This window comes from Armatimonadota bacterium (genome assembly GCA_031459715.1).
Classification (GTDB): domain Bacteria; phylum Sysuimicrobiota; class Sysuimicrobiia; order Sysuimicrobiales; family Humicultoraceae; genus Humicultor; species Humicultor tengchongensis.
Window position 1 is genome coordinate 1 of sequence record JAVKIA010000004.1, and the last position, 13,634, is coordinate 13,634.

A 13,634-nucleotide genomic window follows, 5' to 3' on the forward strand; every position below is an offset into this window, starting at 1 on the left:
CTTCCGGCGGTCTGTCCCGCTACCCCTCCTTTCCCCGCTCGGAACCGCCTTGGGCCGTAGGCCAAACGGCGGTAGACACCTGCTCCTTTGCTCTCTCCTGTAACACTCCCGCCGCGACTCGACGGACGAGCACCTTCACCGCGCCACCGGCACAGACTCGCTGCAGTGTGGTGGCTTCTGGCGGAAATCACAGCATTTTGTCGTACTATACGTCTGGCGTGCCCGTTCCCACGCTTTGATCGGCTTCGACATGTTCCGCCCGAATCCTTCCTCGCTCCGCCTTGTCCGGAGAGGCCCGGGCGGGCCCGGGCGACCGAGTCAGCGCCCTCCTGCCAGGGCCCGCTCCAGCAGCAGCACGGCGACGTAGTCGTCGTACTGTTCGGGCGGCACCTGGAGCGAGAGCGGAATCAGCCGCCGCCACCCCCGCGGCGGATGGTCCCGGAAGTAGCGGCGGCGGGCCTCGAGAGTGGTCCCGCGCTCCTGCACGGTCTCCACCCGGACAAGCCCGGAAAAGCGGCTCAGGGCCGCCAGTACGGCCTCCGAACCCGTCCCTCCTCCTACTATTATCCGGCCCACGCCGTACTGCTTCACCCACCCGGCCACCACCTCGGGCGCTTGCGACGCTGGCACGACCGTTCGGGCCAGCAGCTCGCCGGGCCGCCCAACCGCCAGGCCGCACTTCTGCCGGCCCGGGTCGACCGCAAGGACCACATCACTCACCGAAGGTGACCCAGAGAAGAAGGTGGGCATCGACGGGAACGCCGTCGCGACGGGCGGGGAGGAAGCGCCAGCGCAGCAGGCCCTGGCGCGCCGCCTGGTCGAGTTCCGGGTCGCCGGAGGAGATGAGGACCTCCACCTCGGCAACGGTGCCGTCGGCCAGGACGAGAAGCCGCACCCGGACTCGCCCGCGGACCGTCGCCTGGCCGGCCGCCATCCCTCCCGGGCCCGGTACGACCACAGCCCGCAGCACCGGGTGCAGCGGCGGCTGCTCCACCGGGACGGGAGGAGTGAGGACGGGCGAGGGTTCGCCGCGGGACGGTCCACCGGCGGCACCCGCCGGCGGCTGCGGCACCGGGGTCGACGGAGCGGGCGACGGAGCGTCCCGCGCCGGCGTCCCGGGGACGGGTTCCTCTGGCAGGGAGGCTGCGGAGGCAGGAGGCCCCCCAGCCCCCTCACCGGGACCGGCTCCTTCTCTTCCGGGAGGGGCCCCTCCCCCTTCCTGCGCAGCGGTCTGGGCCTTACCCTCTGCCTTCGCGGCGGCTCTCTCCCTCGGCTGAGACTGCGAGGCTTCAGGAGGTCCAGGTAAAGACCCTGCCGCTGTGGGGGGGGAGGTCGTCTGCCCCGAAAGTGCTGGCAGCGGTGGCGAGACCTGCGGTTGGACGGAGGGCGCCGGATGCGGCCGGGGAACCATTGCCTTCCCTGACAGGGTCGGCTTCGCCGGGCCAGCAGCCGGCCGCGGAGAAGGTGCGCGGGAGGGCTGCGGCGGGTGAGGGGCGTCCTGTTGTCGAGATTTCAGGAGTGCAGCCTGGAACTCGGGGTCGTCCTCATCGGCCGCAGACGGCCCGGGGATGCGGGGGTAGCCAGCCGCCGGGGAGGAGTCCCAGGGGGCGGGTGCGGGCCGCCGCCGCACCACGACTTCCGTGCCTGCCGCCAGGCCCGTCAGCAGGACAAGAGCGGCGACCGCCATCCTCCAGGGTACCCCGCGGTCTGTCATGGGTTCCGGCCAGCCTCTCCCCAGCCCTGTGCAATCACTGCGCTCACCGCCCTGATGCGAGCTGGACGAAGAAGGTCCTCCCCTGACCGGGATAGCCCCGCAGGGTCTCGTAGCGGGCGTCCAGCAGGTTGTCCACCCCGGCCAGCAGCAGGAGCGGGCCGAAGTTCCGCTCGTAGCGCAGGCCCACGGTCAGGTAGCCCGGAAGGGTCACGCGCGTCGCCGGGAAGGTGGAGGTGTCCAGGTCGTCGCGCGCCGAAGTGTAGTTCACCACGAGAGACGCCGCGCCTCCGGAGGGCCAGATCCGGCGGAGTACGGCTCCGGCCTGCCAGGGCGAGACGCGCAGCAACCGCAGCCCCGTCCCCCGGTCGACCCCATCGGTCCAGGTCAGGTTCCCCTGCACCGTCCATTCCTCGCCGATTCGCCATGCCGCCTCCGCCGAGACACCGGCGATGCGGGCCGAGCCGACGTTTTGCGGGTTGCAGCCGCCCACGATGAGGTTCCGGGCGTCGGTGGCAAACCCGTTGAGGCGCAGGAGCAGGCCCGGACGGGGGGCGGCCTCCAGGCCCAGGTCGGCAGCCCACGCCTCCTCTGGGCGCAGCGCGGGATTGCTGCACCCGGGGTAGCTAAGCTCGAAGAAAGTGGGGGGGCGGAAGGCCCGTCCCACGCTGCCGCGCACCCGTATCCGGTCAGTGAGGAGGTGGACGAACCCCAGCCGGGGGTTCACCTGCGCGCCGTGGGTCGGGTGGGCGTCGTAGCGCGCCCCCAGGCCCAGGTGCGTCTTCAGTCCCAGAACGGCGTCGTACTGCAGGTAGCCGGCCCAGGTGGCGGCATCGCCCTGGAATGCGGCAAAGGTGGAGGTGGAGCTGAAGGTGGTGCGCAGAAGCTCCAGCCCCCAGGTGAGGACGGCGCCGTCCGGGCGGCGGAGCACCCGCTGGAAGGCACCGCCCAGCGCCTCTCCGCGGTCGTCCGAGGAGAAGCCGGGCGAGGTAAACCCCAGTCGGTCCTCCAGCCACCACAGCCGCGCCCGCGTGGTCTGCGGGCCGGCCTCCTCCCAAGTCAGGGCCAGGAGCGAGCGCACATCGTCGAGGCGGTCTTCCGCCGTGGGGAAGAACGTCGGCCCTGGCAGGCCCGCTGCGCCCGCGGAGTGTCGCGCGATCAGGGTGAGGGTGCGCTGCGGGCCACCGGCGAGCTCCAGGTGCAGCGTCCCCGTCCAGCGGGTGGCGTCGCTGTTTGGCCGCTCGCCAGAGGTGCCCAGCACCTCTGCGCCGAGCGCGATCCGGCCCCCGGGCCAGACGCGTCCCAGGCGAAGACGCGCTCCGGCGCTCCCGAAGCTGCCGCCTCCCACGGAGTAGCCGGACCGCGCGGACGATCGCGTCCGCACCGAGATCACCCCGCCCAGCGCGTTCCCATAGATCGCGGAGTAGGACCCGCGCAGCACCTCTATCCGTTCCACCTCCGCGAGGGAGATGGTGCTCAGGTTGACCCCGAACTGGGCGGTGGCGTTCAGGGGCACGCCGTCGACCAGCACCAGCACCTGCTGTGGGGTGGAGCCGCGGATGGAGGCCTGGGTGAACCCACCGGGGCCACCGCCGGCGGCGCGGGTGGAGACCTCCGCCAGGAAGCGCAGGGCGTCGCCCAACGTGGCGAACCCCAGCCGGCGCAACTCCTCCCCGTCCAGGACGCTGACGAGGGCGGGCGTCGTGGTCGAGAGCTGGGGACGAAGGCCGGGGACGGTCACCTCCTCCCCCTCGAACGTGGGGACCTGGCCCCGGGCCGGGGCCACCAGGAAAAGCAAAATACCCACGACGGCAATCCCCGTGGGCACAGTACATAGAGCCATCGGACCCACTCCCCTTTCCGCGAAGGTGTGAGGGCCACGGCGGCAGGCAGGTCTTCTGGCTCCGGTTCATCGCGCGGCCGGCCTTCCCGGGCGGCAGGGTGATCGCCCTCGCCCAGTGGCCCCCTGGCCACACTCCCCGTTACAGCGGCGGGACCGCGCCGGATTCCCTGCGACCTCCGCAAGGCCTGCAGGTCACCGGCTTCCCTCTTCCGACGGAGCGGCGCTCCGTCAACCTGCGCCGTTCACTGGGGTATTCCCGGCCGGGTGGCCGATTCCTCCCGGGGAGTTATCTCAGCGTGGATGTGGCGCATCACCGTGCCCGTTGACGACTTGCCCGTAGGGAACCGCCTCGCCTGGGTCAGATGCGCGGGCGGAAAGAGACGCGCAGGGGGCCGACGGTGTATACGTCCTGCGTCACCACCACGTCCACACGAACTGGGCGGCGGGCCTGGGTGATGGCGCTCACCACGCGGCGCAGGGCGTCCAGCTCCGTCTCCACCAGCGGGGGGTCGGTGATGCGGGCGAACGGCGGCGAGAGGACCTCGCGGCGGGCGGCGGGGGCAGACTGGTCGAGCAGTTCCAGCAACTGTCGCCCCACCTCGTCACGGGAGCGCCGACCGTCGACCTGACCCGACCCCAGCACCCGGCCCCGCGGGAAGACCAGCCGGTTGTCCACCAGTTGAACCGAGACCTCCAGGGGCTCGCCCACCAGGGTGTTCTCGTTGGCCACGATGCGCACCACGGTCTCCCCTGGGTGCTGCTTGACCAGCTCCGCCACCTGGTCCCAGGTCAGGGCGGGAGGAAAGAGGCGCAGCACCGACCCCGTCGTCCCGTCGACGCCGATGCCGCTGGCCAGCGCCTGGTCCACCGCGCGCAGGCGCAGCGTGTCCACCTCTACCGCCACCTGTACCAGGGGGAGGCGGGCGTCGATGATCCCCCGCAGCACCTCCTGGTTGCGCAGGTAAGCTATGTCTCCCTGCTTCAACTGCTTCAGCCGACTCTCCGCCCCCCGGATTTCCCCCTGCAGGCTGTCGAGCTGGGCCTGGAGGCTGCGGAACTGGAAGAGCGCCTGGCGGGCGTCCTGCGAGACCAGCAGCACCGCGGCCACGGTGAGGACGGTGATGAGCATGCCGGTGGCCACAGTGATGATCTGGGCGGTGTGGCGGGGGCGCAATCCGAGGAGGGTGAGCCGGCGCCGCCCGATGGCCCGGCCGACCAGGTTTCCCACGAAGGCGATCCCCCCGCTAACCAGGATGAGCAGGGGAACCAGGATGATGCCGAACTCCATCAGCGGGAGACCAGCAGGCGGCCGAGCAGCCGCAGGTAGGCGATGACCTCTCGCGGTGAGAGTTTGCTGCGCCCGGTGGCGCGGTCGGTGAAGGTGTAGCCCACCTCCACCACGGTCAGCCCGGGGTTGCGCGCCAGGATCTCCAGCAGGATCTTGAACCCCAGGCCCCAGTAGTCGCCGGCGAGCACCTCACGGCGTGCGGCGAAGTAGCCCGAGAGCGGGTCGCGCACAGCCAGGCGCAGGAGGAGGCGTGCTCCGGCCGTCGCCACCATGCTGGCCAGGCGCCGCCAGGCGGGCCACCGCTGGATCCTCCCGCCCGGCACGTAGCGCGAGGCCACCGCCAGATCCGCGCCTCTCTGCACCGCCGCCACCAGGGCCGGCAGGACCTCCGGAGGGTGGGAGCCGTCGCAGTCCATCACCGCGACCACCGGCGCGGAGGCGACCGCCGCTCCCGCCAGCACCGCCGAGGCCAGCCCCGCCTTCCCCGGCCGGCGGATCACACGTATGGGCACGGGACCATCCGCGGCCAGGGCCGCGGCCACCTCCGCCGTCCCGTCGGGGGAGGCGTCGTCCACGACGATCACCTCCAGGTCCATCACCGGGACCAGCGGACGCAGGGCGGCCACCAGCCGGGGCAGGGCCTCTCGCTCGTTGTAGGTGGGCAGGATCAGGGCGGTCCGGGCCGTCATGGCGAGGCGCACGGAAGGGGCTGCGCCGTCCGCAGCACAAGCAGCTCGCCCCTCGATGCCATCGGTACCAGCTCCCCGGCAAAGGCCCGCCGCGCCCAGCGGTCGTAGTCGCCGCGCTCGAGTACCAGGAAGGCGCGTCCCGGGCCGCACAGTGCCCGCCGGGCTTCCGCCTCGCGAGGCGCGACCCACCGGACCGGGTGCCCGCTGTAGAAGACCAGGGAGGCCCGATCGCTCAGGCCGGCAGCGACGATGCGGTCACCCGGCTGGATCCGGGCCCCCAGTACCAGGGCCAGCGGCTTCATCGGCTTGAGGGTCTCCGCCGCAGGGAGGACGACGAAGACCAGGACCCCCAGGGTGACCGCCATGGTGGTAACCAGGGCGGCCAGAGCAGGCGCGTGCCTCCGCCAGGCCATCAACCCCGCTGCCACCGCCACGCCCCCGACCACCGGGAGGGCCAGCAGGCGGAGCTGCAGCCGCAAGGAGGCGTAATGCGCCGGTGATTGCCGCGCGCCCAGCACTGCCACAGCCACGACCAGAAACCCGGCAACGGACAGCAGCACCGCGCCGCTCCAGCGCAGGAGGCCATCGGCCCGGGGGTCGCCCTCCCACAGCGCAGCAGCACACAGGCGGGCGACGGCGACGGCGGCCACCGGCAGGAGAGGGAGGATGTAGTTAGGCAGCTTCGTACCCGCGGCGGAGTAGAACAGGAGCACAGTCCCCATCCACAGCAGCAGGAGGAGGCTGCTGTCCTTCTGGCGGGCCCTCCGCCAGTGGTAGACGCAGGCTGAGGGCAGCAGCGCGCTCCAGGGAAAGGCGCCGGCGGCCAGCACGGGCAGGTAGTAGTACCAAGGCCCGGGCTGGTTCTCCACGACGCCGAAGAAGCGGGTGAACAGGTAATAGCCCACCGCCGTGCGCAGGAACGCCCGGCCGTGGAGGGCGGTCTCGATGCCGTACCAGGAGAGGCCGATCAGGCCGTAGAGGAGCAGGCCCTCCCAGGGAAGCTCCCGCAGGCGCTCCCGAAGCCTTCCCCGCACCAGCCACCAGATCCCCAGCGCCATCCCCGGCAGCAGCAGGGCGATCGGACCTTTGGTCAGCGTCCCCAGGCCAGCCCAGACGAACAACCAGCGGTAGGCGCTCCTCCGATCCGGCCCGCTCCTGGCCTGCTCCGCCGCCACCGCCATCGAGAGTGCCAGAAGCATGAAGACCACAAGCGGGACGTCGAAGACGGCCATGCGGGACAGCAGGAAGTACTCCAGCATGGTCATCAGGATCAGCCCGGCCAGCAGCCCCGTGCGCAGGTCATAAAACCGGCGGGCAAGCAGCACGGTAACGAGCACGCCGGAGGCCCCAAAGAGCGCCGACCAGATCCGCGCGGTGAACTCCGTGAAACCAAACAGAGCACCGGTGGCGGCAACCAGCCACATATACAGAGGCGGGTGGACGAACCAGGGTGCGCCGTTGCTGTACAGGGTGAAGGGATCTCCCCGCTGGACGATGGCGCGGGCCACCTCGGTGTATTTCGCCTCGTCCTGGTCCCACAGGCTCCCCTGCCCCAGGGCAACAGTGAAGAAGGCCAGGGCGGCCGCCGCCAGCAGCAGGGGAGCAGCCCGCTCCGGCAGCCGGACGGTCAGCGCACCCGCCACAGGAGGGCACCCCCCAGCGAGGCCAGCAATAGGTTGGGCGTCCACGCGGCCAGCAGGGGCGGCAGGCGACCGGTCTGGCCCAGGGCAAGTGTGGCGTTGGTCAGCAGGTAGTAAATCAGGATGATCAGCACGGTCAGGCCCAGGCCGATGGAGGGCCCGCCGCGGTGCGGACGCAGCCCCAGGGGGATGGCCAGGAGGGCAAAGGGCAGGCTGCTGCTGGGCAGCGCCATCCGGGCGTGCATCCACACCAGGTACTCGACGACGACCTCCCCCGTACGCCGCAGGACGGCGATATAGGCGCGCAGCTCCCGGATGGTCATCTGCGAGGGGTCTTTGTGCTGGGCCAGGATCTCCCGCGGCGTGCGCCGGATCTGGGCCTCCAGGCGGTGGAAGCTCATCTCCACCGGTGGGCTCGCCGAAAGCAGGTGGACGGTCCCCTCCTCGAACTCCCACCGGCCGCCGCTGTAGCGGGCCCGCCTGGCCTCGATGACCCGGACCAGGCGCTCCGCCTCGAACTGGTTGACCACCAGCCCTTCCAGGACCTCGCCGCCCCCGGCCATGCGGCGGGCGTAGTAGACGGAGACGCGGGAGCCTTCCACCTCGCGGAAGAGGACGTAGCCGCGTGGAGACGGGGGCTGCCTGGTGGCGCGGCTTATCTCCTGGGCGAAGCGATCCTCCGCCAGGGGTACCGTCCACTCGCCAAGCACCGCTCCCCCTACCGCCACCAGCGCCGCCACCACCAGGACCGGCAGGCTCATCCTTCCCAGGCTGATCCCTCCTGTGCGCATGGCCACCACCTCGTTGTGCTCTGAGAGGCGGCCCGCGGTCATCAGCACCGCCAGCAGCAGGGCCATGGGCAGGGAGGCCACGGCCAGGTTGGGCAGCCGCAGCAGGAGCAGCCGCAGGACGGTGGGGAGGGCGATGTGCTGGCTGACGGCGATCCGCACCAGCCCGAAGATGTCGTTCACCGCCAGCAGGACGGTGAACAGGCCCACCCCAAAGAGGAAGAGGCCCAGCACCTGCTTCAGGATGTACCGATCCAGGATGGAGATCACAGCTGGAAGGTCTCTCCCAGGTAGAAGCGCCGTGCCTCCTCGCTCTCCATGATCTCCCGCGCTGTACCCGCCAGGAGGACGGAGCCCTGGTGGATGATCATGGAGCGGTCGGTGATGGCCAGGGTCTCCCGCACGTTGTGGTCGGTGACCACCACACCCAGGCCGCGGGCCCGCAGACCGCGCACCACCTCCTGGAGCTCCGACACGGACTTGGGGTCGATTCCGGTAAACGGCTCGTCCAGCAGGATGTAGGACGGCTCCATGGCCATGACCCGGGCGATCTCCACGCGCCGCCGCTCCCCTCCGGAAAGGGAGACTCCCACCTGGCGGCGCAGGTGGGTGAGGCCGAACTCCACCAGCAGCCGCTCCACCGTCTCCCGCCGCGCGGCGCGCGGCCGCCCGGCGGCCTCCAGGACGATGAGGATGTTCTCCTCCACGGTGAGCCCGCGGAAGATCGAGGGCTCCTGGGCCAGGTAGCCGATGCCCAGGCGCGCCCGCCTGTGCACGGGCAGGTGAGTCAGCTCCAGACCGTCCAGCCAGACCTCCCCGGCATTGGGCCGTACCAGGCCTACCATCATGTAAAAGGTCGTGGTCTTCCCGGCGCCGTTGGGCCCCAGCAGGCCGATGATCTCACCCCGCTCCACCTCCAGCGTCACGCCGTTGACCACGGTGCGCGCCCCGTACCGTTTGACCAGGTTGCGTGTCCGCAGCACGGCCGACCACTCCCCGGGGTTACTGCCCCGGCCCGCCCAGAGTCAGACGGGGACCGCCGGTTGCGGTCACCCGCCGCGCCCGCAGCTCCACTCTCACCACCTCGGCGGTCAGGGTATGGGAGCCGCGGCGCACCACCACCCCGCCGCTCAGGGTGACCACTCCGGCACGCCCGTCCGCTACCGCCAGCGGCGCGCGCGCCAGCAGCTCCCCGGCGGTGAGGCGGACGTCGTCCACAGCCGTCGCCCGCTCCTCCGCAAGGCGGGCCTCTACCCTACCCGCCTGCAGGCGCCCCTCCGGAAGGGTGAGGTCCGCGTCCCCGGCGGCGGTCCCCACCTCCGCCGCCGCGTCAAACTCCAGCCGCCGCCCTGCCAGCCGCATTTGCCCGAAGGTGAGGAGGGGACTGCCCTCGGCCATCACCCGCCTCCTGGCCAGGTCCACCTCGATCCGCCCCGCCGTCAGACGCACCAGGTCGGCGCCGCGCTGCGCGGTCACCTCCACGCCCTCCTCAGCCACGACAAGGTTGCTCCGCAGCCAGGCTGCGGTACGGGACGCCCGCAGGACCAGCGTCTCCTGCCGCAGGACCACGCCGCCGGACGCTTCCACCAAACCCCGCCGCTCATCGTAGCGAACCTCCGGGGCCTCCAGCCTGGCCGGGCCCCAGGCCACTACCACCGGGAAGCCTCGCAGGAGCCAGGTGCCGGCAGCACGGTCGTACTCGGCGTACGAGGCGCCGGTGACCTCTACGGGCGGTCCTCCCTGGGCCGCGGCGGGCTGGCCTGCGGCAAACGGCGCCCTCGCCGCAGCAGAGGGGCTGGCGGCACAGGTCAGGGTGGCCGCGAGCACCAGGGTGGCGGCCAGGGCCAGGGTGCCAGTGAGGGTCAGGGCCGCACCCGGGAGTGGAGCAGCGGCCACAGCGGTGCGCGACGAGACTGCGGGGGCGGGGAAAGGGCGACCGCGCACAGCTACTCCCGCACAGTCACGCGGATGTTCCCGCTCAGCCTGGCCCTGCGTAGCTCGATGTCGCTCTCCAGGCGGTCGGCGCGGACGGTAATCCGGTCCTGCACCAGCACCACGCCGCCGGTCGCCACTAGGAGGCGGCGAGCGGGCAACCACTGCACGCGCCCCGCCGCCAGAGACCGTCCCTGGGCACGGGCGCGTACCTCGCCCCACAGCGTCAGTACCTGCGCCCCAATAGAGAAGACGGCGCTGGCCGCGGCAACCGTCAGCACCGCCCTGCCCCGCTCGTAAAATGTTCCGTCCACGCCCTCCAGCCGCACCTCCTGTCGGGCGGCATCCGTCTCCAGAGTCCTGGCCCGCAGCTCCCACCGGATAGTGCCCGCCGCATCACCTCCGGTGAGGCGGCCGCCCACAACGGAGACCTCCGGCGGGGCAGTTTCAGAGGTGGGCGCGGGCGCACCGCGTACCGAGCCAGGCGCAGGCGTGGAAACAGGCGCAGGTGGGGAGGCGCCGGACGACGGGCCGGGATCGCCGGCGGACCCTCCGCGGCCCAGCCAGGTCAGGCCGGCCAGCCCCAGCACGGCGACCACCGCTGCGGCCGTCCACCACCTCACGCGCATCTGTGCCGGGGCTCCGTCTCCCCGCCTGAGCCGGCTCGTCGCCCTCTCCCCGCAGTCGTCAGATCGTCTGTATGGTACTCGAGCCCTCTCTGCCCAGCAAGCGCGCCAGGCGGAGGACCTCTGCTGCGGCGCGCTCCGCAGCGCCACCGTCCGCCAGCCCCAGGCGAAGCGCCCGCAGCTCCTCCTGCTGGCGGGTGCGCCGCGGCGTATCCGCCAGCCAGTCCGCTAGCGTCGCGGCCAGACGTCGGGGCGTCAGAGCGTCCTGCAGCAGCTCCGGCATCACCTCCCGTCCGGCCAGGAGGGAAGGCAGGCCGGCCCACTGCACAGCTGCGATCCGCCTGGCTATCCAGTAGTCCAGGCGGGAGGTCTTGTAGATGACGACGCCGGGGATGCCCAGGCAGAGCGCTTCCAGCGTGGCGGTCCCTGAGGCGATCACAGCGAAGTCGGAGGAGGCCAGGGCGTCGTATCCCGCCTGCGTCCCGCCCTCCACGACGGTGACTTGAAGACCCGCAGGCCGCAGCGCGGCTTCTACCTGCGTCCTGTAGTGGGGCGCGGCCAGCAGGAGGACAGCACGCAGCGCAGGGAGGCGCGCCCGAACGGAGGCCAGGGCGCCGGCGATGACGGGGAGGTGGCGGCGCAGCTCCTGGCGGCGGCTTCCTGGCAGAAGCGCCAGCAGCGGCGCCTGCAGGGGAATCCCCAGGCGACTGCGGACTACCTCGGGCGGTGCAGACGGCCGGACGCGGTCAACGGCGGGATGGCCGACGTAGCGGACGTCGGCGCCCGCCGCGCGGTACGCCTGGGCCTCGAAGGGAAAGGCCGCCAGCAGGCGCAGGCCCAGCTTGGCCACCCCACAGGCCCGCCGCCCTCGCCGTGTGGAGACCATGGGTGGCAGGAAGTAGGCGACGGGCACCCTGCCCTGAAGGCGACGGGCCAGGGCCAGGTTGAAACCGGGGAAGTCGATCAGGACCACCGCCCGGGGAGCGGCGGCGGCGATCGCCCGATGCACCCGGGAGAGCCGGGCCAGAAAGGCCGGCAGGCGAGGGAGCACCTCCAGCCACCCCACCACGCCCCACCCGGAGCTGTCCAGCAGCAGGCGCGCGCCCGCCGCAGCCATCCTCGGCCCTCCCACCGCTGGCAGATCCACATCGGGACGGAAGCGGCGCAGAGCGGCGACCAGGTCAGCCCCGTAGATGTCTCCCGAGACCTCTCCCGCCACCAGGAAGATACGGGGCCCCACTGCGGCCATGGACTGCCCTGGGACAGTGTGACCGCTCACCTCTGCCTGGGGCCCAGGGGGAACGAGGGCCCGCTCACTCGGCGCCCGACGCCCAGCGAACCACGCCGCGCGGCCGCTCGCGGGCGGCGCGGAGGAAGGCCACCAGCTCCCCCACCAGCGGGTGATCGCCCAGCTCGGCCTGCAACCGCTCCAGCGCCTGACCCAATCCCAGCGCGGACTGGTACAGGATGCGAAATGCCCGGCGCAGCACGGCGCGGTCGCCCGCACTGATTCCCTGCCGCTGCAGGCCGACGCGGTTCAGACTGCGGCAGCGCGCGGGACGCCCTTCCGCCAGCATGAACGGCGGGCAGTCCTGGCGCAGCAGGCTGAATCCGCCGATCATGGCCAGGCGGCCGATGTGCACGAACTGGTGGATCCCGGTCATCCCGCCGATGTACGCGCCGTCGTCCACCTGCACGTGCCCGGCCATCTGCACGCCGTTGACCACCACAACCCGATCCCCCAGACGGCAGTTGTGCCCGATGTGGGCGGAGCACATGATGAGGCACTCGTTGCCCACCACGGTGGCCGCACCCTCCCCGGTGGCCCGGCTGATGTTCACGTACTCCCGGATGCGGTTGCGGTCGCCGATCACCAGGTAGCTGCGCTCGCCCTGGAAGTGCCGGTCCTGCGGAATGGTGCCCAGGGTGGCACCGCTGGAGATCTCGTTGTCCATCCCGATGCGCACCCCGTCCTCGATGACCACGTGGGGGCCGATGCGGGTCCCCGGGCCGACGACCACGTCGCTGCCGACCACGGCGTAGGGCCCTACCACCACGCCGGGGTGCAGGCGGGCGCCGGGATGGACCACGGCGGTCGGGTGCACCTCCACCGAGTCCCGAGCATGATCCCTTCCCCGGGGGGTGCTCATAGTGAGTGCAACCCCATCACCGCGCCTCCCCCGGCCGTGGCCCCAGCGGCGAGGCCTCTACGGCGAACACGCTGATCCCCGCCTCCTCCGCACGGGCGGCCAGCCGCAGCCGCTCCAGGACGATGGTGCGGAAGGCCTCCACCGCCAGCACCCGTGCCCGTCCCGCCCGCATCACCTCCACGGTTTCCGGACCCACGGTGGGAAGATCGAAGCGGGGGTCTTGCTGCGGCCGGCTCACCTTCACCACTACTGCGCCCGGTGCCATGGCCGTGCCCCGCCGGATGGCGGCATCGGTCCCCTCCGCCGCCTCCACGGCCAGGATCGCCCCGTGCTTGAGAACCACGGTCTGGCCCACTTCGTGGGCCGCCAGTGCACGGCCCACGGCCAGGCCGATGCGCACGTCGCGCTCTTCCGCAGGGCTAAGTGGGGTGCCGGCCAGCAGCCCGGGCGGGGCCACAAGGTCGGGGACGTAGGCGAGCTGGTCCAGGACGCGGATCCCCTGCGCGGCCAGGCGGCGGGCCAGGGCGTCCAGGATCTGCTGGTCACCCCGTTCCGGCAGTCGCTCCAGGAACCCGCGCAGGTCGGACCCGGAGGCGAGCAGCCGCGCCACCATCTCTCCGCGGCGAAACCGCCCGGCCAGCAGTACCTCGCGCACTGCATGCCGGTGCCACAGGGCCTCCAGCTCCTCCCACTGCTCCGGGGCCAGCCTGGCGAAGACGTGGGCCAGGTGCTCCAGAGCCGGAGTCTCCCCCGCCATCTGCACGCAGACGAGGCGGCGGCCCCGCGCCCGCACCGCCCTGGCCAGCACCTCTGGCAGGCGCCCCTCGCCCGCCAGCAGTCCCACGGCACCGCGCAGTGCCTCCCCACCGCCTGGGGCGGCCCTGGGGAATCGTCTCTGGGGCCGGGCCGCGGTCACCTCTCGCCGACCAGCGGCTCCGCGGAGGGTGCGGGCGCCACCTGTTCCTCC

The 13,634-nt window shown here is 71.9% G+C and carries 13 protein-coding genes and 1 riboswitch; all 13 genes read right to left on the reverse strand.

Annotation, left to right across the window (positions count from 1 at the left end; translation table 11 throughout):
* Window positions 1-318: 318 nt before the first annotated feature.
* Window positions 319-720, reverse strand: a complete 402-nt coding sequence (locus QN152_02615) for a hypothetical protein (GenBank protein ID MDR7538409.1) — start codon at window positions 718-720, stop codon at window positions 319-321.
* Window positions 713-1,072, reverse strand: coding sequence for an energy transducer TonB (locus QN152_02620; GenBank protein ID MDR7538410.1), 360 nt, complete (start codon window positions 1,070-1,072; stop codon window positions 713-715). Before QN152_02620 ends, QN152_02615 begins: the two co-directional genes overlap by 8 nt.
* 685 nt (window positions 1,073-1,757) lie before the next feature.
* Window positions 1,758-3,554, reverse strand: coding sequence for a TonB-dependent receptor (locus tag QN152_02625; GenBank protein ID MDR7538411.1), 1,797 nt, complete (start codon window positions 3,552-3,554; stop codon window positions 1,758-1,760).
* 27 nt (window positions 3,555-3,581) lie between these two features.
* A riboswitch (cobalamin riboswitch) is annotated at window positions 3,582-3,806 on the reverse strand.
* A gap of 106 nt (window positions 3,807-3,912) precedes the next feature.
* Window positions 3,913-4,842 (reverse strand): DUF3084 domain-containing protein, encoded by a 930-nt coding sequence (locus tag QN152_02630; GenBank protein ID MDR7538412.1) that lies wholly within the window; start codon window positions 4,840-4,842, stop codon window positions 3,913-3,915.
* On the reverse strand, window positions 4,842-5,543 hold the full coding sequence (locus QN152_02635; protein MDR7538413.1) for a polyprenol monophosphomannose synthase: 702 nt from the start codon (window positions 5,541-5,543) through the stop codon (window positions 4,842-4,844). The genes QN152_02630 and QN152_02635 overlap by 1 nt, the downstream gene beginning before the upstream one ends.
* Window positions 5,528-7,174 (reverse strand): glycosyltransferase family 39 protein, encoded by a 1,647-nt coding sequence (locus QN152_02640; GenBank protein ID MDR7538414.1) that lies wholly within the window; start codon window positions 7,172-7,174, stop codon window positions 5,528-5,530. Before QN152_02640 ends, QN152_02635 begins: the two co-directional genes overlap by 16 nt.
* Entirely contained in the window at window positions 7,159-8,229 is a 1,071-nt protein-coding gene (locus tag QN152_02645; GenBank protein ID MDR7538415.1) for an LptF/LptG family permease, read from the reverse strand. The genes QN152_02640 and QN152_02645 overlap by 16 nt, the downstream gene beginning before the upstream one ends.
* Window positions 8,226-8,942, reverse strand: coding sequence for an LPS export ABC transporter ATP-binding protein (lptB, locus tag QN152_02650; GenBank protein MDR7538416.1), 717 nt, complete (start codon window positions 8,940-8,942; stop codon window positions 8,226-8,228). The genes QN152_02645 and lptB overlap by 4 nt, the downstream gene beginning before the upstream one ends.
* Window positions 8,943-8,961: 19 nt before the next feature.
* The gene (locus QN152_02655) at window positions 8,962-9,903 is read right to left on the reverse strand and encodes a hypothetical protein (protein ID MDR7538417.1); all 942 of its coding nucleotides are present in this window, start codon (window positions 9,901-9,903) and stop codon (window positions 8,962-8,964) included.
* A 2-nt stretch (window positions 9,904-9,905) separates the two neighbouring features.
* Window positions 9,906-10,520 (reverse strand): LPS export ABC transporter periplasmic protein LptC, encoded by a 615-nt coding sequence (gene lptC, locus QN152_02660; protein ID MDR7538418.1) that lies wholly within the window; start codon window positions 10,518-10,520, stop codon window positions 9,906-9,908.
* A 58-nt stretch (window positions 10,521-10,578) separates the two neighbouring features.
* Window positions 10,579-11,766, reverse strand: coding sequence for a lipid-A-disaccharide synthase (lpxB, locus tag QN152_02665; GenBank protein MDR7538419.1), 1,188 nt, complete (start codon window positions 11,764-11,766; stop codon window positions 10,579-10,581).
* 64 nt (window positions 11,767-11,830) lie between these two features.
* Window positions 11,831-12,628: an acyl-ACP--UDP-N-acetylglucosamine O-acyltransferase gene (lpxA, locus tag QN152_02670; protein MDR7538420.1), complete on the reverse strand. Its 798-nt coding sequence runs from the start codon at window positions 12,626-12,628 to the stop codon at window positions 11,831-11,833.
* Between the two features lie 55 nt (window positions 12,629-12,683).
* Window positions 12,684-13,511, reverse strand: coding sequence for a UDP-2,3-diacylglucosamine diphosphatase LpxI (lpxI, locus tag QN152_02675; GenBank protein MDR7538421.1), 828 nt, complete (start codon window positions 13,509-13,511; stop codon window positions 12,684-12,686).
* Between the last annotated feature and the right edge of the window lie 123 nt (window positions 13,512-13,634).

What these genes read in the sequence shown, in the direction of transcription:
- QN152_02630 (MDR7538412.1), bottom strand. Translation starts at nt 4,842, where the DNA reads ATGGAGTTCGGCATCATCCTGGTTCCCCTGCTCATCCTGGTTAGCGGG.
- lpxB (MDR7538419.1), bottom strand. Translation starts at nt 11,766, where the DNA reads ATGGCCGCAGTGGGGCCCCGTATCTTCCTGGTGGCGGGAGAGGTCTCG.
- lptC (MDR7538418.1), bottom strand. Translation starts at nt 10,520, where the DNA reads ATGCGCGTGAGGTGGTGGACGGCCGCAGCGGTGGTCGCCGTGCTGGGG.
- QN152_02625 (MDR7538411.1), bottom strand. Translation starts at nt 3,554, where the DNA reads ATGGCTCTATGTACTGTGCCCACGGGGATTGCCGTCGTGGGTATTTTG.